Origin of the sequence: Mesobacillus maritimus, assembly GCF_044803185.1 — a bacterium.
Taxonomy (GTDB): Bacteria; Bacillota; Bacilli; order Bacillales; family Cytobacillaceae; genus Mesobacillus_B; species Mesobacillus_B maritimus_B.
This window is the reverse complement of the sequence record NZ_CP085225.1, coordinates 5,282,151-5,301,917: the sequence shown is the minus strand read 5'-3', so window position 1 is coordinate 5,301,917 and position 19,767 is coordinate 5,282,151. Positions and strand designations below refer to the sequence as shown.

Genomic DNA, 19,767 nt, shown 5'->3' with positions numbered 1-19,767 from the left:
TACATAATATAATTTAGAAAAACAATGACCACGGTCAGTGACCATGGTCAAAATAAGTGGAGGTGGATTTTATGGGAATGACACTGTCGGAAAAAATACTTGCTCGAGTATCCGGGAACGAGGCTGTCAAACCAGGTGAGGAAGTAATGGTATCTCCTGATTATGTGTTGGCTTATGACTTTCCAGGTTATACTGACCGGATTGAAAAACAAATGAAAGAAGAGTTTGGAATTCAAAAGGTGAAGAATCCAGAAAAATTTGTTTTGTTTATTGACCATATGACACCGACGATTACAGCAAAAGAGGAAGCATTTCATGAACAAACCCGCCGTTTTGCAGAGGAACAGGGGATTACCCTATATGAACGAAAAGGAATTGGACATCAACTTTCTCGTGAATTAGGCTATGCTACACCAGGCTCGTTTTTATTCCATTATGATGGTCATGTAAGCGCTTTAGGTTCTTTGGGGGCGTTGGCCATCGGGAACCGTAGATATTTATTTGAGGCTTATTTCTCGGAGAAGGTTATGGTGCAAGTCCCTGGGAGTGTTAAGATTACTTTAACAGGTAAGCCGAGACTGGGTGTTACGGCAAGGGATATTTATAACTATATACAATCTAAAATTGGACCAGATGGATGTTTGTCAAATGTACTTGAAATTGATGGACCAGCGGTAGCGCATTTAAGCATCGATGCGCGTGCGATTATTTGTGGTTTAGCAATGTTTGTCGGGGCGGTAAGTGCCATTGTTGTACCAGACCACCAGGTAGAAGAGTATTTAAAGGACCGTGCCTTGAACGAGTTTGAAATGGTTAAGCCTGATTCTGACGCGAAGTATGAGAACGAGTATGTCATTGATTTAACGGATCTTGAGCCCCTAGTGGTCTTACCACCTTCACCAGCAAATGTAGCTCCATTGAGCCAAGTGGCTGGAACGAAGATTGATCAAGGCTATATTGGCTCTTGTGTAGGGGGGACGATTGATGACATGAGGGTGGCGGCAGAAATTCTAAAAGGGAGAAAAGTCGCCTCTACTTTTAAATTGAATATTATTCCATCTTCTAACGACTTAATGCATCAGGCCTCCGAAGAAGGACTATTATCAATCTTTTTACAAGCTGGGGCTTTTATTTCTGCGCCTAGTTGTGACTTTTGCTTTGGTAGGAGTGGAACCATTTCAGCAGGGCAAAAGGCATTGTCAACCGCCACTCTGAATGTCCCTGGCCGGATGGGAAGTCCGGATGCTGATATCTACTTGGTTAGTTCAGCCACTGTTGCTGCGTCTGCAATTGACGGGGTGATTACAGACCCTAGAAAATATATGGGGTCAGATTCCTTAATCGAGAGTAAGGGGTGAGTGGAATGGATAACCAGCTAAAAGGACGTGCCATATGGGTTTTTGATGAGTCCCATTATGATATTGACCGTGTCATTGGAATTGAAAATATTAAAGAAACAAATATGGATAACTTAGTGAAGGTTTGTATGACCTCCTATGAACCTGATTTTGCACAGAAGATTCAAAAAGGGGATTGGATTCTAGGGGGCAGAAACTTTGGATATGGGCACCCCCATAAACCACCCATGCTCGTTCTTCGACATCTTGGGCTAGCAGGTATTATTGCCGAATCCTTTTCTCCAGGTTTTTACCGTGGTCAAGTAGCTGATGGGGTTCCGTTGATAACGTGTGAAGGAATATTGGGTAAGGTGAAACGATTTGATCAACTCACTGTTAACTGGAATGAAAATACGATTATCAATGAGTCTACTCAAAAAGAAATAATCTATAAGCCTATTCCGCCATCAGATAAAAACATCATTGAACTAGGTGGCCATATAGAGTATTTGAAAAAACGATTTGCAGCAGAACAACTGAATGGATAAAGGGGGAAGAGGCATGAGGAAAACAACTGCGTTAAGAAGAATGATTGAGGAAAAGGAATTCATCTATACTGCTGGTGCTTACGATGCTTTAAGTGGAAAAATGATTGAGAGAGCTGGATTTGATGCGGTTTTTACAACGGGTTTCGGTGTTTCTGCTAGTTTCCTAGGTTTACCCGATGCAGAGCTTTATACAGCTACTGAAAATTTAATGGTTGTTCAAAATATTTCCAATGCAGTTGATGTTCCTGTTATTGCAGATGCAGATACTGGATATGGAAATGCAATCAATGTAATGAGAACAGTCAGGTCATTTGAGAATGCAGGGATTGCAGGGATTACGTTAGAGGATCAACTTGTCCCAAAAAGGTGCCCACTAGGGATTACAACCAAGCCAGAATTGATTCCAATTGAAGAAGGGATAGCCAAGATTAAAGCAGCAGTTGACGCGAGAACAGACCCTGACTTTGTCATCATTGGCAGAACAGATGCTGAGGGAGACGAGGCTGTCGAAAGAGCCAATGCCTATATTGAGGCTGGAGCGGACTTCATTCAACCATTGTCATATGTGAACGGGGATGAGTATGGTCTAGTCAAATTTGGAAAGAGCATTAAGGCTCCGATTTCATTACAGATGATTAAATATGCAGAGAATGGTCTACCAGAAGAATTACTAAGAGAAATGAATTGTAAGTTTGTGCATTTCCCACTAGTTTCCCTACTGCTTACAAGTGCGGCAATTCAGAAGGGTCTAAATGAGGTTGTCACAACCAGAAAGACCAAGGAAATCCAAGGAGATATGATGACTCTAAACGAGTTTAAAGAGATTATTGGATTTAAAGAAATTGAGGAACTACAAGAAAAATATCTTTCTGCTAAAGTCTAACAATAGAGTTCTGAATAATTCGATATTTAAAAATGAGGAGGGTTATTAATGAAAAAGATTCTTAAAAATTCATTCTGGTTCATCTGTATCATGATGCTTCTTGCAGCCTGTAGTGGTGGAACGGATTCAACAAGTGGTTCTTCATCCGAGGGTAGTGGAGAAGGAGACAAGTCAAATGACTCGAAAGAAAAAATTGTGTTAAAGCTTGCTACCCATGAAGCACCGGAGGCCTTTTTCTCTAGTACAGTTACTGTTCCATTTATGGAAAGAGTTGAGGAACTGACAGAAGGACAGGTTGAGTTTGAATTTTATCCTTCCCAACAGCTAGGGAATGTGAGTGATTATTTGGACTTAACTTCCCAAGGTGTAACGGATATTGCATTTTTCATCCCTTCTTATACATCGGATCGGATGCCGTATAGTGGTTCGATTGCAAGTTTTCCTGGATTAATTTCATCAAGTAATCATGGTTCAAAAGCGTTCCATGAACTTATTCAACAGGATCCAATACTTGAAGAGGATTACTTGAAAAATGGAGTACGCCCTTTAGTCGGATATGTAACCAACCCATATGATCTTTTCAGTACAAAGGGATTAGTTACTGCTCCTGAGGATCTGAAAGGACAACAAGTAAGAAGCTCTGGTGCCTTTATGAGTGCATTAATTGAACATTTTGGAGGAACTCCAGTCACCATTGCAACACCTGAATTATACGAGGGAATGGAAAAGGGGATTGTTGATCAAGTTGCTCAATATTCTACCACTCTTGATTCCTTTGGTTTAGGAGAATTGATTGAATACGGAACACAAGGTGTTAGCTTTGGGGCAGGAAGCTGTGGATTCATTATAAACGAAAATGTGTGGCAGTCCCTTCCTGAAAATGTACAGCAAGCAATGTTGCAGGCAGGAAAAGAAGTGGCAGATAGCGGAAGTAAGGCCGATGATGAGCAGAATGAAAAAATTCTTGCAGAATGGTCGAAGAATATGGAGATTAAGGCATTAACAGATAGTGAAAAGAATGCATGGAAAGAAATGTTTGATGAATTTAATAGTAGCTATGTCGAAGAACAAAAAGCAAGTGGGTCTAAGATCGGGGAAGTATTAGCCCAATATGAAGAACTACTAGCACAATAGGAAAATGACATAAAGGAATGGGTATTCATCTGTTGATGGATACCCTTTCAATCAAGAATGAACTAGTGGAGGTGGACTATGTTAAGGCTATTAAATAAGTTGGATCAGCTGTTTGTTTATATTGCAAGCTTTGCCCTATTTATTATGATGCTTCTCATTTTTACAAATGTGATTACTCGATATTTCTTCGATAAACCAATTGCCGGGGTTATCGAGTTTACAGGAGAATATTTAATGGTTTTTGTTGTTTTTCTTGCGATGAGTTTTACGCAAAAGGAAGGTGGCCACGTTAAGGTTACCATTCTTGAACGTATGTTGCCTGATAAGGGAAAGTTCATATTGGACCTTCTCGTTAAGATTCTATCTGTAAGTATATTCCTCGTCCTTACTTATACTTCTTTCTTATTATTTACACGACATTTAAATCAAGATATTCGTTCGATTAGTAGTGTCGCATATCCCCTCGCTCCAGCTGTATTTGTCATATCCTTAGGGTCTTTTGTCATGTCCTTAAGGCTCATACTTTCCCTTTTTATCTCATCAAAGGATACAAAGGAGCAGGTAAAAGGCTAAATAAAGTATTTTTATACATATCGAAGTGAGGTGAAGATTTTGACAGTTGCAATTTTAACGGCTTTGCTGCTTATCTTTATATTTATTGGGATGCCCATTGCTTTTGTCTTGTTAATTATTGGTACAGCAGGGGTTTGGTTGGTGTCTGGTTGGGATGCTTTGATGGGAATCATGGGGACCACAGCCTATCGAAGTGTGAATGGCTTTAGTTATACGACGATTCCGATGTTTATTTTAATGGCGAATTTTATTTCAAAGAGCCGAATTGCGGAGGATTTATTTGATTGTATCTTAAAATGGATTGGACATAAGCCGGGAGGAGTGGGTGTCGCTACTGTATTCTCAAGTGCCGCATTCGGTGCTCTTTCTGGTTCTAGTATTGCCTCCACTTCAATTATGTCCAAAGTGGCCGTTCCGCAAATGATTCGTTCTAAATACTCAGAGTCCTTTTCAGCAGGATTGGTTGCCTCTTCTAGTGGAACGTTGGCCGCCTTAATTCCACCTAGTGTACCGCTAATCGTTTACGCAATTCAAACTGAAACATCTATTGGCAGTTTATTAATTTCCGGGATTATTCCAGGACTCTTGCTAGCCTTTTTATTGTGTATTGTGGTAGTTGCTGTTGCGATCAAGAATGGAAGTGTTGTAGAGAGGTCAAGTTGGAATGAAAGACTAGCTTCTATTAAACATATTTGGCCTGTCTTGCTCCTTATCTTCATCGTCATTATTGCGATTTATACAGGTATTGGAACGTCAACAGAAGCAGCTGCCTTTGGTGCGTTTGGTGCACTTGTTATTGGCTTCCTTATCAAACGATTGAATGTCAAACTCATGGTAGAGGCATTAGTGGAGACAGTGAAACAAACCTGTATGATTTTTGTGATTCTAGTAGGAGCCACTTTATTCTCCTATTTCATTGCCTTTAGCCGACTAGGGAACTCATTGATCAGTTATATTGAATCTACTAATCTTTCCCCAATAGGCGTACTATTATTGGTTATTTTAATGTACTTAATATTAGGTTTATTCTTAGATTTGTTTGGCTCAATGCTATTAACCCTTCCGCTAGTATTTCCGTTGATTACTAGCATGGGATATGATCCAATCTGGTTTGGGATTGTCGTCGTACTTGTACTAGAGATTGGCCTAGTTACCCCACCAGTAGGAATCAACTTATATATCACAAGTCAGCAATCGGGTGTGAGCATCAAAAAGGTACTTCAAGGGTCCATCCCGTTTATAGGCGTTCTCTTATTTGTAGTGTTCTTGCTCATCTTATTTCCAGAATTGGTGTTGTACCTTCCGTCGAAGATGTAGTAGGGAAGGACTTGGGGGCGGTTCTCATGTCCCATTCTGGATTGTATGCACTGTAGGTTGTTTTTGGCCATTGGGCCAGACCCTCACGCTAGAGCCGTTTACGGAAAACTACCAAAAAACAAATAATAAAAACCAAACTACTGAAATCACTAGAGTTTCAGTAGTTTGGTTTTTAAAAAGGGAATTACACCCGGGATATTTCATATTTAAACGCAAAACACGAACGTTAATACGATTTTTTAAAAATAAAGTTCACCTTTTTGTTGAAATTTTAATTTGAGTTTGTTATATTTGCATAGTAGTAAGAGTGATAATCTTTAATAGCACGACTCGTATATGCTCGGTAATATGGTCTGAGCGTTTCTACCTGGTTCCCAATGAAAGAACTAGACTACGAGTTAAAGTATATGGCTTTTTTTAGCATTCGCTATACTTTAACTTTCGTAGGTTTAGAAGGGTACCTGTCTAAACCTTTTTGTTTTGGCCAAATTCTCCGAGTGTATCAAACAACAATAAAAAGGAGAGATTTTATGTTGAAAAAGTTTATTGCATTTGCAGCTATTGCTGTATTGTTGCTTTCAGGTTGCAGTGCTAATTCTCAAGTGGAAACGGTAGTCGAAAGTGCACAGAGGCCAATCATTATTCAAGGTCCAATGCCAATCGAAGCGGAAAACTTTGCAGAAAGATTAGACAAAGTGAAAGTGGAAAAGTCAGGAACATTTGTATTTTACAAAGGGAAAGTGGACAACTATCCAGTTATCGTGGTCAAAACAGGTAAGGGAATGGAAAATACAGCGGCAGCGACTGCTTTAGCTATTGAAAAATATGACCCAATCGCCATCATCAACCAAGGAACATCTGGCGGACATGACCCAAGTTTAAACGTGTTTGATATTGTTTTAGGTAAAAAGGTAACAAACATCGGTTCATTAAAAACAGGAAGTTTGGGTGAAAACGAAGGAATCGAACCAACGAATTGGATTCCAATGGACTTAATGGCTTCCGAGGGAAGTGCCGGAGAAGATCCTGATGCTGAAAACATTCGTTACTACGAAGGCGATAAGGACTTGCTTGCAGCAGCTCATGCAGTAAAGGATAAGTACACGAAGGGGAAAATCGTCGAAGGGACCATCGGTTCTGCAGACGTTTGGAATAATGAAGTCGATCGCATTAAATGGTTCCATGAGAATTATGGTACATCCGTAGAAGAAATGGAAGGCGCATCAGCAGCCCAAATCGCTACACAGTATGAGGTACCTTCATTGGTTATTCGAATTCTATCTAATAATAAAACGAATGGCGGTCAATATAACCCAGATACTGCAGCCGCAAACCAAGAATATGTGTACGAAGTAGTGAAACAGTATATCTCACAGATTAATAATAAAAAGTAAATCCTCACCGTTTAAGGAGCTGTTTAAAGCAGCTCTTTTTTCTTTAGGTTCGGGCGCAATTAAAAACTGTCGCCACCCGAGTTTTGTCGAATGATAAATTAGTATAACCCATGGTCATTTTCCAAAACGCCTCAATGGTTTTGCTACAGGAAAAAAGTATTTCCTTTATCCAATAAAACCTCATTATCATCAGACATGAATGTTTCTCCCCCATCATTTTTCAATAGAAATGGATCACCGCAGGTACATTGTAGCACCCTATCTAAATTCTATTATATAGAAATTTATTACAAATAATGGAAGTGTTTTGCTGTAAATACATGAAATTTGTTGGTTCCCGTCACAGTTACGCCCCGATGGAACAAGGAACCTTTGACCCTTTGTCCTCCGGCCTAAAAAGGGGCATGTCCCTTTTTGTCGAAAACTCTATTAAATTGAAACTATATCAGAAGTTTTGTCGAAGCTGTTAATATATTAAACAATATTCCAATAATTAAAACAGCTTAGAGTCATACATAAAACTAAAGTTATTATGGGGGGATTTTAATAGGTTCTAAATTTTAAAAATGAAACTAACAAACGTTTCTATGAAGAAACAAAGGGGATGTAAAGATGAAGAGGAAACCGTTTTATTGTGTAACTGTAATGATTATGATTGCTTGTATGATGTTTACTCCAACTGCTTTTGCGGAAAAAACGATACCTAATGGACCTTCAACAAACGGAAATGACACGATTAGTAGCATTGTAACCTATGAGGATATGATTAAGATATTAGGCGATATTGAGCATACAAGCAAAGGAAAGGTTAATGTATTTACTTTGGATGACTATGGCACAACGGAAAAAGGAAGAAGTATTTACGCAGCTACTATAGGTAGTGGGGAAACAAAAGTATGGGTTCAGGCTCAAATTCACGGAGATGAAAAGCTTGTAACAGAAGCAGCTTTACAATTATTAAAGAACTTAAGTAAGAGTAAAAGTTCGGATGTAGAGACAATCTTACAGGAGTTAACCATTTATGTAATTCCGATGTATAATCCTGACGGATCCATTGCGAATACACGAGGAAATATTAATGGTATTGACTTGAACCGTGATTGGACACTCGGCGGTTTTAAAGGAGCAGAATCGTTAGTTGTATACAAATACTGGGCAGATGTTAAACCCGACTATGCGATTGATCTTCACCATCAAGGATTTAAAACTGTAGCTGGGACAAATGAATCTACTTCTTTTTCTTTGGGAATCTCATTAGCTCCAGACGGTCCAACACTACCTGGAATTAAAGATGGGTCATACAATACAGTTACAAAACAAATGGTTTCGTATGTATACGAAGACCTAAAGGATTATGGTTACACACATATTGATCGATACCAAGTTGGCGGTGATGAAAAATACTTCATTGATATAAAAGGTGGCGTCGTTTCAGCAATGATGTTGGGATTAAATTATGACGGAATTAATCCAACAAAACATAGTAATCCAGCAATCTTTTTTGAAACAAAAGGGAATTCAAGAGATAATAGCTTAGGTCAAAAGTCGAATGGATATTTAACAAAGCAGAACTATTTAGGATTGAAATCAATTCTTTACGGACTTGCTTCTGGTGAAGTGTTTACAGTGGATGAAAGTCGTTGGTACGATATCCCTGCTTACGATGCTGTGGGATATTTAACTGATTATTAAGATGGGGTGCGTTTCACTGTCACCACCCGAGTTATCCTCACCGTTTTTAGAGCTGTTTAAAGCAGCTCTTTTTTCTTTTGTTTTTTTTAAAAATAATAATCCACCGATGTGAAAGTCAGAGGGACAGGAACCATCCCCATGTTTCGGTAGTGGTAATTCTTGGGTTTCAATTAAAAGCCCACGACTCAATCTTTCCTTCTACATAGTTATGAATGGAAGGAGTCGATGCTGATATGGTGAAGATTTTTATTGACCCTGGCCATGGCGGTACAGATTCAGGTGCTGTGGGAAGTGGGCTGCAGGAAAAGAATTTAACGTTGCAGATTGCAAAAAAGATGCAACAACTGTTGCTAACATATGAAAATGTTCAAGTAAGGTTAAGTCGTGAAACAGACAAAACTATGTCTCTTCGGCAGCGGACAGATATGGCGAATAATTGGAATGCTGACTTTTTAATATCGGTTCACATCAACGCCGGAGGAGGAACTGGGTTTGAGACGTTTATTTATCCCGGTGTTGGTGGGGTGACGAAAAGAAACCAAGATATCCTCCATGCGGAAGTGATGAAGGAATTAGATGGTGTGCGTGATCGCGGAAAGAAAAGGGCAGACTTTTTTATGCTCCGTGAAAGTAAAATGGATGCAATTTTAACTGAGAATTTGTTCATTGACAACTCCGGTGATGTAGCGAAACTTAAACAGGCTTCCATTCTTAATAAAATTGCTCAGGGGCATGTAAATGGTGTGGTCAAAGCGTATGGTTTAAGAAAAAAGGCGGTAGCAAAACCGGCGCCAAGCCCAACTCCAAAACCAGCCCCTACTAAGCCGACACCCACACAACCAGATAAGGGGGGATCCGCTTTGATGGATAAAGCCATTGTGATTGGTGGTTTTCCTGACTTTGCGTCAGCTGAAATGTTGGCTGCCCGCTTAAAAGCGCCGATTTATACAAGAGCGGCACTGCCAAACGGCAAGATTGCCAAGGAATTGTATGTGGTTGGCGGTTCAGCGAGTGGTTTACAAGCAGATAAAATTATTTCTTTAACCGGAAAAGATCGATTTGAAGTGGCAGCGGCTGTGGCAGAGTTTTTGAATCGATAAAATGAACTAAATGAACACGTGGGATAAAGGGAATGGAAGATATCATAAGGGCAAAAACCGGGGCGGCACAGTGGATGCCCCGGTTTTTCTGAAAAATTAGTTACCTTTTTTAATACTGTTGGATCCAATTCTCTCATTGCAGGAAGGCCCTCGGTTCATTTGAAGAGAGGTCTCTTTCCATCTTATTGAATTTTTAATACACGATCCGCTTCACGGCCAAAGCCATCGATTTCTAAGTGATCCTTGAAAACACGGACAATGGAATAGGAAGTGGTGTCAGCGGTTTCGACCATTCCTTCAAGGTTTACGTAGTGAATACCGTTCTTTAATTGATAGTTTCCAACGTGATTATGACCGTTAAAATAAGCAACGACATTTCCGTGTGCTTCCAATTCCTTCACAACAGCCTCATCGTTCCAGACATTGTGATTGTTTTCAGGTGCGACTGGCATATGCGAGAAAACGACGACTTTTTCTTGCCTTTGTGCGGCTTGATCAAGGACGCCGCTAAGCCATGAGAGTTGTTCCTCGCTGACCCCGCCATTCCAAGTTTGTGCGTTGATTTCATTGTTGTTTTTAATTGCATCGTACATGTTTTGAGCTTCCTTGTACTTTTCAGACCCTTCCGGATTGGCATAAAGACTAAGGTCATTCGTATCAAGGACAATAAAGCGCCAGTTCTTGTATTTAAAATCATAGTACTGGTTTGGCATATCGAGAATGTCGACGACCTCGTCTGTAGGAACAGGGAAGTCATGATTGCCTAGGACATGATATTTCGGACTTTCGATTGTGTTGAAGACTGGCAGAATGGTCGAGAAGCTTGAAAGGTTACGATCGATTAAATCTCCTGTTTGAACCGTGAACGCTACATCCTCTTTATTCAGCGTATGTGCAGCATCCTTAAGCTTGTCCACCGATTCACGGTAATGACGCGTACCGTTAATCTCACAGTCGCAATACTGTATATCTGGAATAATTCCAAATTCAAATTTCGGCTTTTCCTCAGCCTTCGCAAGGACCGATGAAGCTGGACTTCCAACTGTAAGGGCCATTCCAAGTGCCGCCACGGCGGTTAAGCATTTTAATTTGATTTGTGTTCTTTTTTGTTTATGATGCATAATCATTCCCCTTCCTATTTTCGTTTATTCATATGCAGTTTAGTAAATATTCTTAAAAAACCGATGACTTACACGTAAGGGTTTTATTAAAACTGTTAAGAAGATGTAAAGAGTATGAATGTCCGAGTGAAAAGGCAGGAGAAAACAATAAGTTGGTCTTGGGTAGAAAGAAGGGGAAATAGAATTTTTTTAAGAGAATCGTTTCTTGACAGGAAGAGAGAAGGGGAATCATCTCTTAAAATTAGTTCGAAGGATCTGGATTTGTGAGATTCCCAGGTTAACAGATTTCATAAGAACTTTACATAGATTTACAAATCATTAAAGAATTTAGGTCAACTTTATCGAAAAGCCACAGGGATGCCTCGGTATTTTCGAACCAACACGAAAAAGGGGAGGCTTTGGCCATCCCCCAGCGGGACACTAGGGACAGGCACCGTGTCCCAGTCCCTGGCAGAGGAGCGGGACAAGGAACCTGTCCCCCTGTCCCGTTCCCCTGTCCATTTAGTTTAGTGCGAGTTCTTGTTTTTGTTTTTTTCGGTAGACGATTTTGGATAGCATCACGCTGCATTCGTATAGGAACAGCAGTGGGATGATGACGAGTATATCTGAGACAATGTCCGGTGGCGTGATGAGGACGGCTGTGACAATGAGGCCGAAGTACGAGTACTTTCTCATTTTTGCCAGGCGGTATGGATTCAGCACGCCGATGCTTGTTAGGAACATGATAATGACCGGGAGCTCGAACAAACAGCCGAATGGAAGGACGATGTTCATCATAAACCGAAAGTATTTATCAGCGGTGAAAAAGCTCATGAACAGGTCACCGGCTAAACTGAGCAAAAAGTCAAAGACAATCGGGAAAATGATAAAATAGCCAAAACTGATTCCAACGATAAATAAGATAAACAACGCCGGAATATAGGCCAACGTGACTTTCCGTTCACTGACCGACAACGCCGGTTTGACGAACAGCCAAATTTGGTGTGCGGCAATGGGGATGATGCCGGCAATTGCAACGACTCCTGCGAGCATAAAATAAACCCAAATGATGTCGCTAGGACCTAGGATGGCTAGTTGGATTTCTGAATCCTGCAACAGATAATGGTAAATCTCCTCTACATAGATAAACGCAACAATAAACAACAGCATAAAGCTCCCAAGGATGATAAACAGGCGCTTCCGTAGTTCGCTTAAATGATCAACCATATTCAATTCCTGACTCTCCATCAATACACCTCTTTTCATGAAAAAAGATGCAAGTCATAGAACGCTACCTACATCTTCTATCTCTTCAAATTCAATATCTGGCTTCGATCGCCGAATTTCATAGGTAAAAGCAGGAATGAAGCCTTCCACATGTTCAACTTTTACCCATTCGATTCTTCAAGGCCCATCCTTTCTGGTTTATACGGCCTTTTGGTTCTTCGCTTCCTTTTCCTTAGCATCTGCCGCTGTTTCGTCCTTAGCATCTGCTTTTGCCTCTGCTGCTTGCGGAGTCGTTTCGTCCTCTGAAACTAGCTCGCGAGTGGACTTTTTAAATTCCTTCAAGGTGCTTCCGAAGGCACGGCCGATTTCCGGTAATTTTTTCGGTCCGAAAATCACGAGGGCAATGACAAGGATGAGGATTAACCCAGGGATTCCGATATTTTGTAGCATCACGTTTCCTCCTTTTTATATCGCTTGCTTGTGTTGGTGTTGACGTTCAAAGTTGTACAATTTGTAGTCGGCGTTCTGTGCGCAGACTTGGCATTTTACTTCTCCAGTCCGTTTTTCCTCATAGCTGATCGGGTGAATATGGGGGAGGAAAATCATTTTCAATCCTTGATTGACATGCTGTTTGCACACGATAATCACGACAAAGACTCCTCTCTTATAAGGAAGGTGTAAACCTTAAGTGGTTTACACCTTCATTTTTTACCAGTGCTTTGCTTTTCTTATTTAAAAGATCCACCTTGAATCGCAACTAGGCAAGAGCGGCCGAACTTCTGACCTGGGTGTTGGTTCCATGTGCTTGGATGTTGGACATCGACAAACAACGTGCGCTCATCTGGAGTCAACCATGGCCCGGTAACCTCACAACCTTGAGGGCCTGATGCGAATTGGAATGGATCGCCATAGTTTTTGCCATCGGTTGGCACCATAAACACGCCACAGTTTTTATATTGAGCATATTGATTGTCCTCTGTCGCACCAAAGTCCTCGACCACCCAAAGATTCCCTTTGCTGTCAAAGTGTAGGTTGTCTGGGCAAGTAATTCCGCTTTGCTGTCCACCGGAAATAAAGACTTCGAATGTAAAAGTTTCGCTCGCATGGTCCCCGTTTGCTGGAACAAAACGATAGATCTGGCCATGGAAGTTCCCGTGATTGGAGTTATTGGTTAACGCTAAGAAGACACTTCCGTCAATTGGATGAATTTCAACATCTTCCGGACGGTCAAGCTTCGTTCCGCCAACAGCGGCTGCAGCTTCACGTGCATAGGTTAAGACATCAGCTTGGCTGGTAAAGAATTTTTTGCCGTCTTTTTCATAGTTTTGTAGTTTTGTATTGGTATCGTAATCGAGTGCAACCCAAGTTTGCTTGCCAAGGTCAGCTACATACAAAGTTCCTTCTTCTAAAAGAGAGAAGTTTGCTTCACGATTGTTTGGATTGAATTTCTTTTTACTAACAAACTTGTAAAAACATTCGCCGCGGGAGTCATCGCCCATATATACGACCACTCGGCCGTCCTTTGTTTGACCCATTGCCGCATTTTCGTGAGCAAAGCGGCCAAGCGCAGTGTGTTTACGAACCGGTGCGTTGGCGTCGAATGGATTCACTTCCATGACCCAGCCGTAGTGCTCGTCCGTAAAGTTTGGCCAACCGTAATCGTCGCCATACTCCGTATTTTCCTCACAAGAAAGGGCTGTGTTCCAAAGTGTAAGTCCACCGCTGCAGTTTCCAAGTGAACCTTCAACCACTTTTGCTCCTTTTACAGCAGAACTTCCCGCAGCAGGACCGGTCAATTGAATTGGAGTTGTCCCATCAACACGACGGTTGTACTTGTCATCCTGAACCAGGGTCCACTTGCCTTTTTCTTTTTTAACATGGATGACAGAACCGCCAACGGCTTCTTTCTGCATCTTTAAAAATGCAGGGTACTTCGCTAGATCTTTTTTATTATATGTATCCGGATTGATGCCGAGGATTTGCATGTAATTGTCTGGTTCAGGGAACTCATGGTTAACCCAGATAAGACCATCTTCAGAGTTGTTTCCACCTTCTAAACTATCGATTGGAAAGTAAACCGTTAAGTCAGCGGCATCTCCGAATTTCTCGCCTTTTGAATTGATGACATCGCCATAAGAAGCAATGATATTGTAGTTGTAGCCTTTAGGGAGAAGGAGTTCATTTTCCCATGAACGGTTGATTTCTTTAAATGGTACAGTTAGAGGCTTGCCTTTCCCTCCCTTTGGTTGTCCATCCATTAGATGGTTGGCTGTTGCGGCACTTGCTTTAGGAACAAACGCATCCAAACCTGAAGTTGCAGCTACAACTGCGGCAGTACCTGTTCCCATATACGTTAAAAAACTACGACGATCCATGTATTCATCGCTCCCTTTTTATAATGATTTGATTGTTTTTGTTGAAAATTGTAAATAACAACCTACATTTGGAATTCTAGAGAACAAACATTAACCCAGTGTTAATAGAGTTTGAGGATTTTGTAAATCATGAAAATTCAGGAAAAAAGACCTACAGCGGGACAAGGGGACAGGTTCCTTGTCCCAGTCTGGACAGGGGCAGAGGGACAGGCACCTTGTCCCAGGATAAAAAGATGGTGTAAGTGAATGGGGTTGCGTTCCTTATAATAAAATAGTAAAACCGGAGAGGTCTGCTCACCGGTTTTTAGTTCTACATGGGGGTGAAGTCCGAAGAAGCTTGTCACACCAAGTCGAAACTATTCAAACGTTTGATTAGTGGAATTAGAGAAATCTATTCTAGAAGAATGGGTGGGACAAAGAACCTATGTCCCCCTAAAGTTATTCATTGACTATTTCTATGTCTTCATTTTTAAATCGATACTCTAGCTTCTCTCTTTCATACGTATACGAGACCCCCGATCATCCCGAAACACGGGGACGGTTCCACCACCCAGTTCTGTCGAGATTTGAATGGACATTAGAACCGTCCCGATGTCCTCAAAGGTATAACTAACAAAAATTATTGTGTGCTGCAAGAAGGAACTTAATGCCCTTACAACAATGTTATAGCTTCTGTGGGACGGAGGAACCGTCCACATGTTTTAAGGTAGAGGGATTTGATGAAAAAAAGCTAGCGGTCAACTTCCGGAAGGGAAGGGGACTCCTAGCTTAATTTTTCCCTTATTCGACTACTTTAAGTGTAATGGTCATGGCTTCGTGGTCTTCCATCGCGCCGCAAATAGTTGAACAAATTAATTCGTATTCGCCTACGGCATCTGCTGTGAATTCTACAGGTGCGTCAGCGGTAAGTTCGATTCCTAATTCTTCATTTCCTACTGTATGAAAGCCTTCTTTGTTGACTAAATTCAATTCAACTGTTGAGCCTTTCTTGATTACCAACTCATTATCTGAAGTGAAATCCCAGTTCGTTGCAGTAATGGTAAATGAATCAGCATCTGCTGCTGTTGTGGGTGTGTCAGTGCTTGTTTCTTCTTGCTGAGTAGCAGGTGTTTCTTCGCTCGCTGGCGTACTCACTTCTTCCTCTGATCCGCCGCAAGCTGCTAAGCCTAATGTTAATGCGCTAGTGATTAAAAATAATCCAAGCTTTTTCATGATGCTTCGTCTCCTTTATCCTATAGTTTTTTGTGTGCGCAAAATGGGGTTTATCCTTGCCCCACTATGTCCGTTAGTACTATAGTAAGACACATCCTCATTATTTTCCGTGATTAGAATCAAATTTTCAAAAAAGAGACAAGGGGACAGGTTCGTTGTCCCAGCTAGTGGGGAACAGTGGATGAGGCCAACTCGCTTTATTTTTCTTTCTACCTCTAATAGGGTGAGGCGATAAGGTTCTTGGATTGGGATGCCAGTTCTTTAAGTAATAGGAAACGGACCCTATATTAAGAATGCTTTTTTATGAGGAAAGCAGATTGCATGGTATTAAAGAAGGGGTGATAACTCATTTTTATATTAGGAATTGGAGGTATTTTGGTTCAAGTGAAGAAATAGATTACCAGATAATACTCTCCGTAAATCATTGTGAGATCCCTTTTTATTCTTAAAATTGGAAGGGCTGATTTTTATGATAGAAATCATTTGGAATCGAGTACTTGAACATGAAGGGCAAGTATTTAAACAAATTAGAGGTGGAGAATTTACCTATCGTGTAAAAGGGAATGTCATCCAACTAAACAGAACGAATCGTATGGTTTCAAAAAGCATTTTTGCTGAAGCCCTAAAATATGTACCATTAGAAAACACTGTTCCACTGCAAAGACTTCAAGCGCCTTCATACTTATTTGCCATTCTAATGGATCATAGAATAAGGGGAAATGATTGGTGATAGAATTTCATGGGAAGGTGGATACTAAAATGGTTTGGTTGAATGTGGATTACCCCGATAAATGTTGCACAGTACATACTGACTCTTGTTCATATATCTTATCTAATGAAACTAGTACTAAAAGAATTGAACGAAACTTGAGGGATGGTGGCTGGTACCAGTTTGAATCCATCAGTGATGCAGAACTTTCCTATAGAAATTTTTATATTCCAATGAATTTTAAAAAATGTAAAAAGTGTTTCTGAAAGAAAGGGACAAGGAAAACACCGTGTCCCTAACTCCTCAAGCCCGTTCTCTCATTCGCTCGGGCAGGCTCTGAATCGACTCTACGACATTGTCTAGCTTGGCTTCAATTCTGTAAAGCAAGTACAATGTAACGACGACGGGGAACCCTACTTCACTAATTAGTGGGATGAGCTCTTGCATGTCAGTTCCTCCTTTTTTAAAAGTTTAGTAGAAAAGCCGGTCCCTTTGCGGAAACCGGCTTTACTCTTATTAGATGATTTCATATTCAGTGACATTCCGTTCGACGACGCGTGCGCCACTGACGCCTGCTAGATTCCCATAGCTGGAGAAAAAGGCGTTGGATGCAACGATGCTTTCCATTGCCAGCTTTACAGCAGCAGTGTCAACAGGTTCAACAGGATTGTCGACGGTTAGGCGAGCGACTTTCCCAAGATCAGTCATAAACTGAAGTTCCAATGTTTTAGCCATTCTGTTCACCTCCTTCCATTTTTAAAGGTAGATTAGATAATGTCGTGATTGTCTGTTCGTTCCACGGAGCTTAGTGGATATGAACTAAGACCTCCAAGGGCCGTTGCAGCTTGATGAAGCTGGTCAGCAGTTGCCTCTTTACGAACGTTTGCATAAGACTTCCCTTTAAAAATGGGTTCACCCTTTTCATTCAAGCCTGTCTCAAACACCAATGTGATACGTGAATCCTTTAACATTGCTTGTGCCATGTCGCTCACCTCCTTTCACTCTCTATATAGCCAAAAAGTCAAAAAAAGGACAGGGGGACAGGTACATTGTCTTAGGTTTTAGAAGCCATTGCGTTTGATGATTCTATTATTCCGGAAAAGCAAACTGAGCTATAGCATCGAGATTGGTTTTGATTTTACATAGGGGTGAGAGGATCGGGAACCTATTGTATTAATGTTAATTTGTACAAACGTTTGATTACTGGGTTATAAGTTTGTAACAAAAAGTTATTTTGTGCGAGAGGGACAGGTATCTTGTCTCAAATAAAAATAGGTAGAATTTATTGGTCGGTGAGCATTTCCCGTCATTAACAATGCTATAAGAGATAGGAGTGTAGGCATTGAATCCCTTAACAGGAGATAGGCTATATTCTTATAAATTGAGAGGTTTGGATAAGGCTGTTCTATTATACATAAGTTGATAAGATGAAAGGCCCTGCAAGAAAAAAGCGCTTGCCTGGCCTTTCAACTTGGAGGGGAAACCTTGTCCGTCCATAGATTTTGGAGTTTTGGGATTTAGAGACAGTGAACCTGTCCCTGTGTCTCTTTTTACAAACAATTTACTTACGGTTAACATTGTTCACTTGGTACCAAGTTATCCTTAAAGCAAAGGGAAAGGAGGGACTTGGATGAAGGTTGAATTGCATTGTCATACGAATATTTCGGATTGTCCACTGTCTATTGTTGAGGTCGTGGAGTTGGCTCTTGTTCAAGGTGTTACTCATTTAGCGATTACGAATCATGATACGACGAAAGGTCTTGTAGAGGCGGTTGAAACGGGGGAGAGATACGGCATTGAAGTCATTCCAGGGATTGAGGTATCAGGGTTTGATTTTGCAAGAGGCCGGCGCGTACATATTCTAGGATATTTTATTGAACCTGGACATGAGGCGATTGAGACCATATGTCAGCCACTTGTTACCAAAAGGCATAAAGCTTCTGAGGAAATGGTTGAGAGATTGATCGCTGCAGGGTATGAGATTACTTGGGAGCGCTGTTTGGAAATCGCCCACGGAGGAACGGGGGTTTACAAGCAGCATATCATGCATGCATTGATCGAAGCCGGATATACCGATTCGATTTATGGTCCCCTTTATAAAAAATTATTTAATCGCGGTAAAAATGGAGAAGCACCGGGGATTGCGTTTATTCCAATGGAATATATGGATGCAATAACAGCTGTGAAAGCGATCCGTCTTGCCGGTGGGGTACCAGTGCTGGCTCATCCAGGGCAGTATGGCAACTTTGAAATGGTCCCGGCATTAGTCGAGGCGGGCTTGCAGGGAATCGAGGTTTGGCATCCATTGCATCATGAGGCATATGAAGAGGAGGCCAAAAGGCTTGCAAGTCAATATGACCTGATCATGACAGGGGGATCGGATTTTCACGGCGCGTATGGGGAACAGCCTGTACAGATTGGGAGCAAAAGCCCAGGTATCGAGACTCTAAAGGCATTAAAAGCAAGAAGAGACCTGACTGCAAAATCGAAATAATGGACTAAAGGAGCTGAGCCATCCAACATGCCACTTATCTATCAGCCAAAAAAAGCGAGGAAGCTATCATCCACCCCGAGCATTGCCGAATCGAGTCAAGTCATCAATAGCCATGCAGGGGAGTGGACCGCGATTGGGGAAAATAATCATATCATTGAATCCATCTTTGGCAAGTATACCTACACAATGGACGATGTAACGGTGAATTATGCAGAAATAGGCAAATTTTGTTCGATTGCGTCCCATGTATGCATAAACCCGGTCCAGCATCCGATGGACCGAGTGAGCCAACACCATATGACGTATCGAAAAGTGGCCTATCAGTTTGCGAAGGAAGATGACGAAGCCCTTTTTGATTGGCGGCGGACCCATAGCGTGAAAATTGGCCATGATGTCTGGATCGGTCATGGGGCAACTATTATGAAGGGCGTTGAGATTGGTACTGGGGCTGTCGTGGGGGCGGGGGCTGTCGTAACAAAAGACGTGGAGCCCTATACGATTGTTGTCGGTGTTCCTGCAAGGCCAATCAAAAGAAGGTTTTCTAAAGAAGTAGCGAATCAATTGCTTGAGATTGCCTGGTGGGATTGGCCAAGAGAAAAACTGGAAGCCCATTTTGAGGAATTAAACGATTTAGAAACGTTTCTTAAAAATCATGGATAATCTTGTTTCATG

At 41.3% G+C, this 19,767-nt stretch carries 21 protein-coding genes and 1 riboswitch; of the genes, 12 read left to right on the top strand and 9 right to left on the bottom strand.

The genetic code is table 11. From position 1 onward, the window contains the following. Positions 1-71 precede the first annotated feature (71 nt). The 9 genes from LG336_RS25550 to LG336_RS25510 all read left to right on the top strand — a co-directional run bounded on the left by LG336_RS25550 (position 72) and on the right by LG336_RS25510 (position 9,978). Complete coding sequence (locus LG336_RS25550; protein ID WP_404330286.1) at positions 72-1,358, top strand: aconitase family protein; 1,287 nt, start codon at positions 72-74, stop codon at positions 1,356-1,358. Positions 1,359-1,363: 5 nt separating this feature from the next. Then, positions 1,364-1,885 (top strand): 3-isopropylmalate dehydratase, encoded by a 522-nt coding sequence (locus tag LG336_RS25545; protein WP_404330285.1) that lies wholly within the window; start codon positions 1,364-1,366, stop codon positions 1,883-1,885. A 13-nt stretch (positions 1,886-1,898) separates the two neighbouring features. Continuing rightward, a complete protein-coding gene (locus LG336_RS25540) occupies positions 1,899-2,768 on the top strand; it encodes an oxaloacetate decarboxylase (RefSeq protein WP_404330284.1) in 870 nt (289 codons plus the stop codon). Between the two features lie 48 nt (positions 2,769-2,816). Continuing rightward, positions 2,817-3,902 carry a TRAP transporter substrate-binding protein DctP gene (gene dctP, locus LG336_RS25535; protein ID WP_404330283.1) on the top strand — a complete coding sequence of 362 codons (1,086 nt, stop codon included), beginning with the start codon at positions 2,817-2,819 and terminating at the stop codon, positions 3,900-3,902. Positions 3,903-3,980: 78 nt separating this feature from the next. Beyond that, the gene (locus LG336_RS25530; protein WP_404330282.1) at positions 3,981-4,475 is read left to right on the top strand and encodes a TRAP transporter small permease; all 495 of its coding nucleotides are present in this window, start codon (positions 3,981-3,983) and stop codon (positions 4,473-4,475) included. Positions 4,476-4,514: 39 nt separating this feature from the next. Then, a complete protein-coding gene (locus tag LG336_RS25525) occupies positions 4,515-5,792 on the top strand; it encodes a TRAP transporter large permease (RefSeq protein WP_404330281.1) in 1,278 nt (425 codons plus the stop codon). 310 nt (positions 5,793-6,102) lie between these two features. Further along, positions 6,103-6,206: riboswitch (purine riboswitch) on the top strand. A 116-nt stretch (positions 6,207-6,322) separates the two neighbouring features. Continuing rightward, the gene (locus tag LG336_RS25520) at positions 6,323-7,186 is read left to right on the top strand and encodes a 5'-methylthioadenosine nucleosidase (RefSeq protein ID WP_404330280.1); all 864 of its coding nucleotides are present in this window, start codon (positions 6,323-6,325) and stop codon (positions 7,184-7,186) included. A 612-nt stretch (positions 7,187-7,798) separates the two neighbouring features. Beyond that, a complete protein-coding gene (locus LG336_RS25515; protein WP_404330279.1) occupies positions 7,799-8,878 on the top strand; it encodes a M14 family zinc carboxypeptidase in 1,080 nt (359 codons plus the stop codon). A 233-nt stretch (positions 8,879-9,111) separates the two neighbouring features. Beyond that, complete coding sequence (locus tag LG336_RS25510; RefSeq protein WP_404330278.1) at positions 9,112-9,978, top strand: N-acetylmuramoyl-L-alanine amidase; 867 nt, start codon at positions 9,112-9,114, stop codon at positions 9,976-9,978. A gap of 182 nt (positions 9,979-10,160) precedes the next feature. On the opposite strand, the gene LG336_RS25505 is transcribed toward LG336_RS25510, so the two are convergent. The 6 genes from LG336_RS25505 to LG336_RS25480 all read right to left on the bottom strand — a co-directional run bounded on the left by LG336_RS25505 (position 10,161) and on the right by LG336_RS25480 (position 15,892). Next, entirely contained in the window at positions 10,161-11,099 is a 939-nt protein-coding gene (locus LG336_RS25505; protein WP_404330277.1) for a metallophosphoesterase, read from the bottom strand. A 501-nt stretch (positions 11,100-11,600) separates the two neighbouring features. Then, positions 11,601-12,326: a twin-arginine translocase subunit TatC gene (tatC, locus tag LG336_RS25500; RefSeq protein WP_404330276.1), complete on the bottom strand. Its 726-nt coding sequence runs from the start codon at positions 12,324-12,326 to the stop codon at positions 11,601-11,603. Positions 12,327-12,503: 177 nt separating this feature from the next. Beyond that, complete coding sequence (locus LG336_RS25495; RefSeq protein ID WP_404330275.1) at positions 12,504-12,755, bottom strand: twin-arginine translocase TatA/TatE family subunit; 252 nt, start codon at positions 12,753-12,755, stop codon at positions 12,504-12,506. A gap of 15 nt (positions 12,756-12,770) precedes the next feature. After that, a complete protein-coding gene (locus LG336_RS25490) occupies positions 12,771-12,953 on the bottom strand; it encodes a hypothetical protein (RefSeq protein ID WP_404330274.1) in 183 nt (60 codons plus the stop codon). An 80-nt stretch (positions 12,954-13,033) separates the two neighbouring features. Continuing rightward, the gene (locus LG336_RS25485; protein WP_404330273.1) at positions 13,034-14,680 is read right to left on the bottom strand and encodes a PhoX family protein; all 1,647 of its coding nucleotides are present in this window, start codon (positions 14,678-14,680) and stop codon (positions 13,034-13,036) included. Between the two features lie 780 nt (positions 14,681-15,460). Beyond that, positions 15,461-15,892 carry a hypothetical protein gene (locus LG336_RS25480; protein ID WP_404330272.1) on the bottom strand — a complete coding sequence of 144 codons (432 nt, stop codon included), beginning with the start codon at positions 15,890-15,892 and terminating at the stop codon, positions 15,461-15,463. Positions 15,893-16,361: 469 nt separating this feature from the next. Between LG336_RS25480 and LG336_RS25475 the strand changes: the two genes are divergently transcribed. Further along, positions 16,362-16,622 (top strand): hypothetical protein, encoded by a 261-nt coding sequence (locus tag LG336_RS25475; RefSeq protein ID WP_404330271.1) that lies wholly within the window; start codon positions 16,362-16,364, stop codon positions 16,620-16,622. A 282-nt stretch (positions 16,623-16,904) separates the two neighbouring features. On the opposite strand, the gene LG336_RS25470 is transcribed toward LG336_RS25475, so the two are convergent. The 3 genes from LG336_RS25470 to LG336_RS25460 form a co-directional block, all read right to left on the bottom strand. Continuing rightward, on the bottom strand, positions 16,905-17,048 hold the full coding sequence (locus LG336_RS25470) for a YvrJ family protein (RefSeq protein WP_404330270.1): 144 nt from the start codon (positions 17,046-17,048) through the stop codon (positions 16,905-16,907). 69 nt (positions 17,049-17,117) lie between these two features. Further along, entirely contained in the window at positions 17,118-17,336 is a 219-nt protein-coding gene (locus LG336_RS25465; protein ID WP_404330269.1) for a DUF2922 domain-containing protein, read from the bottom strand. A 32-nt stretch (positions 17,337-17,368) separates the two neighbouring features. After that, entirely contained in the window at positions 17,369-17,584 is a 216-nt protein-coding gene (locus tag LG336_RS25460) for a DUF1659 domain-containing protein (RefSeq protein WP_404330268.1), read from the bottom strand. Between the two features lie 647 nt (positions 17,585-18,231). Here LG336_RS25460 and LG336_RS25455 point away from each other — a divergent pair. Beyond that, the gene (locus LG336_RS25455) at positions 18,232-19,095 is read left to right on the top strand and encodes a PHP domain-containing protein (protein ID WP_404330267.1); all 864 of its coding nucleotides are present in this window, start codon (positions 18,232-18,234) and stop codon (positions 19,093-19,095) included. A 27-nt stretch (positions 19,096-19,122) separates the two neighbouring features. Continuing rightward, positions 19,123-19,755 (top strand): DapH/DapD/GlmU-related protein, encoded by a 633-nt coding sequence (locus LG336_RS25450; RefSeq protein WP_404330266.1) that lies wholly within the window; start codon positions 19,123-19,125, stop codon positions 19,753-19,755. The last annotated feature ends 12 nt before the right edge of the window (positions 19,756-19,767 follow it).

What these genes read in the sequence shown, in the direction of transcription:
- LG336_RS25550 (WP_404330286.1), top strand. Translation starts at nt 72, where the DNA reads ATGGGAATGACACTGTCGGAAAAAATACTTGCTCGAGTATCCGGGAAC.
- LG336_RS25545 (WP_404330285.1), top strand. Translation starts at nt 1,364, where the DNA reads ATGGATAACCAGCTAAAAGGACGTGCCATATGGGTTTTTGATGAGTCC.
- LG336_RS25540 (WP_404330284.1), top strand. Translation starts at nt 1,899, where the DNA reads ATGAGGAAAACAACTGCGTTAAGAAGAATGATTGAGGAAAAGGAATTC.
- dctP (WP_404330283.1), top strand. Translation starts at nt 2,817, where the DNA reads ATGAAAAAGATTCTTAAAAATTCATTCTGGTTCATCTGTATCATGATG.
- LG336_RS25530 (WP_404330282.1), top strand. Translation starts at nt 3,981, where the DNA reads ATGTTAAGGCTATTAAATAAGTTGGATCAGCTGTTTGTTTATATTGCA.
- LG336_RS25520 (WP_404330280.1), top strand. Translation starts at nt 6,323, where the DNA reads ATGTTGAAAAAGTTTATTGCATTTGCAGCTATTGCTGTATTGTTGCTT.
- LG336_RS25515 (WP_404330279.1), top strand. Translation starts at nt 7,799, where the DNA reads ATGAAGAGGAAACCGTTTTATTGTGTAACTGTAATGATTATGATTGCT.
- LG336_RS25510 (WP_404330278.1), top strand. Translation starts at nt 9,112, where the DNA reads ATGGTGAAGATTTTTATTGACCCTGGCCATGGCGGTACAGATTCAGGT.
- LG336_RS25505 (WP_404330277.1), bottom strand. Translation starts at nt 11,099, where the DNA reads ATGCATCATAAACAAAAAAGAACACAAATCAAATTAAAATGCTTAACC.
- tatC (WP_404330276.1), bottom strand. Translation starts at nt 12,326, where the DNA reads ATGGAGAGTCAGGAATTGAATATGGTTGATCATTTAAGCGAACTACGG.
- LG336_RS25495 (WP_404330275.1), bottom strand. Translation starts at nt 12,755, where the DNA reads ATGCTACAAAATATCGGAATCCCTGGGTTAATCCTCATCCTTGTCATT.
- LG336_RS25485 (WP_404330273.1), bottom strand. Translation starts at nt 14,680, where the DNA reads ATGGATCGTCGTAGTTTTTTAACGTATATGGGAACAGGTACTGCCGCA.
- LG336_RS25480 (WP_404330272.1), bottom strand. Translation starts at nt 15,892, where the DNA reads ATGAAAAAGCTTGGATTATTTTTAATCACTAGCGCATTAACATTAGGC.
- LG336_RS25475 (WP_404330271.1), top strand. Translation starts at nt 16,362, where the DNA reads ATGATAGAAATCATTTGGAATCGAGTACTTGAACATGAAGGGCAAGTA.
- LG336_RS25470 (WP_404330270.1), bottom strand. Translation starts at nt 17,048, where the DNA reads ATGCAAGAGCTCATCCCACTAATTAGTGAAGTAGGGTTCCCCGTCGTC.
- LG336_RS25465 (WP_404330269.1), bottom strand. Translation starts at nt 17,336, where the DNA reads ATGGCTAAAACATTGGAACTTCAGTTTATGACTGATCTTGGGAAAGTC.
- LG336_RS25460 (WP_404330268.1), bottom strand. Translation starts at nt 17,584, where the DNA reads ATGGCACAAGCAATGTTAAAGGATTCACGTATCACATTGGTGTTTGAG.
- LG336_RS25455 (WP_404330267.1), top strand. Translation starts at nt 18,232, where the DNA reads ATGAAGGTTGAATTGCATTGTCATACGAATATTTCGGATTGTCCACTG.
- LG336_RS25450 (WP_404330266.1), top strand. Translation starts at nt 19,123, where the DNA reads ATGCCACTTATCTATCAGCCAAAAAAAGCGAGGAAGCTATCATCCACC.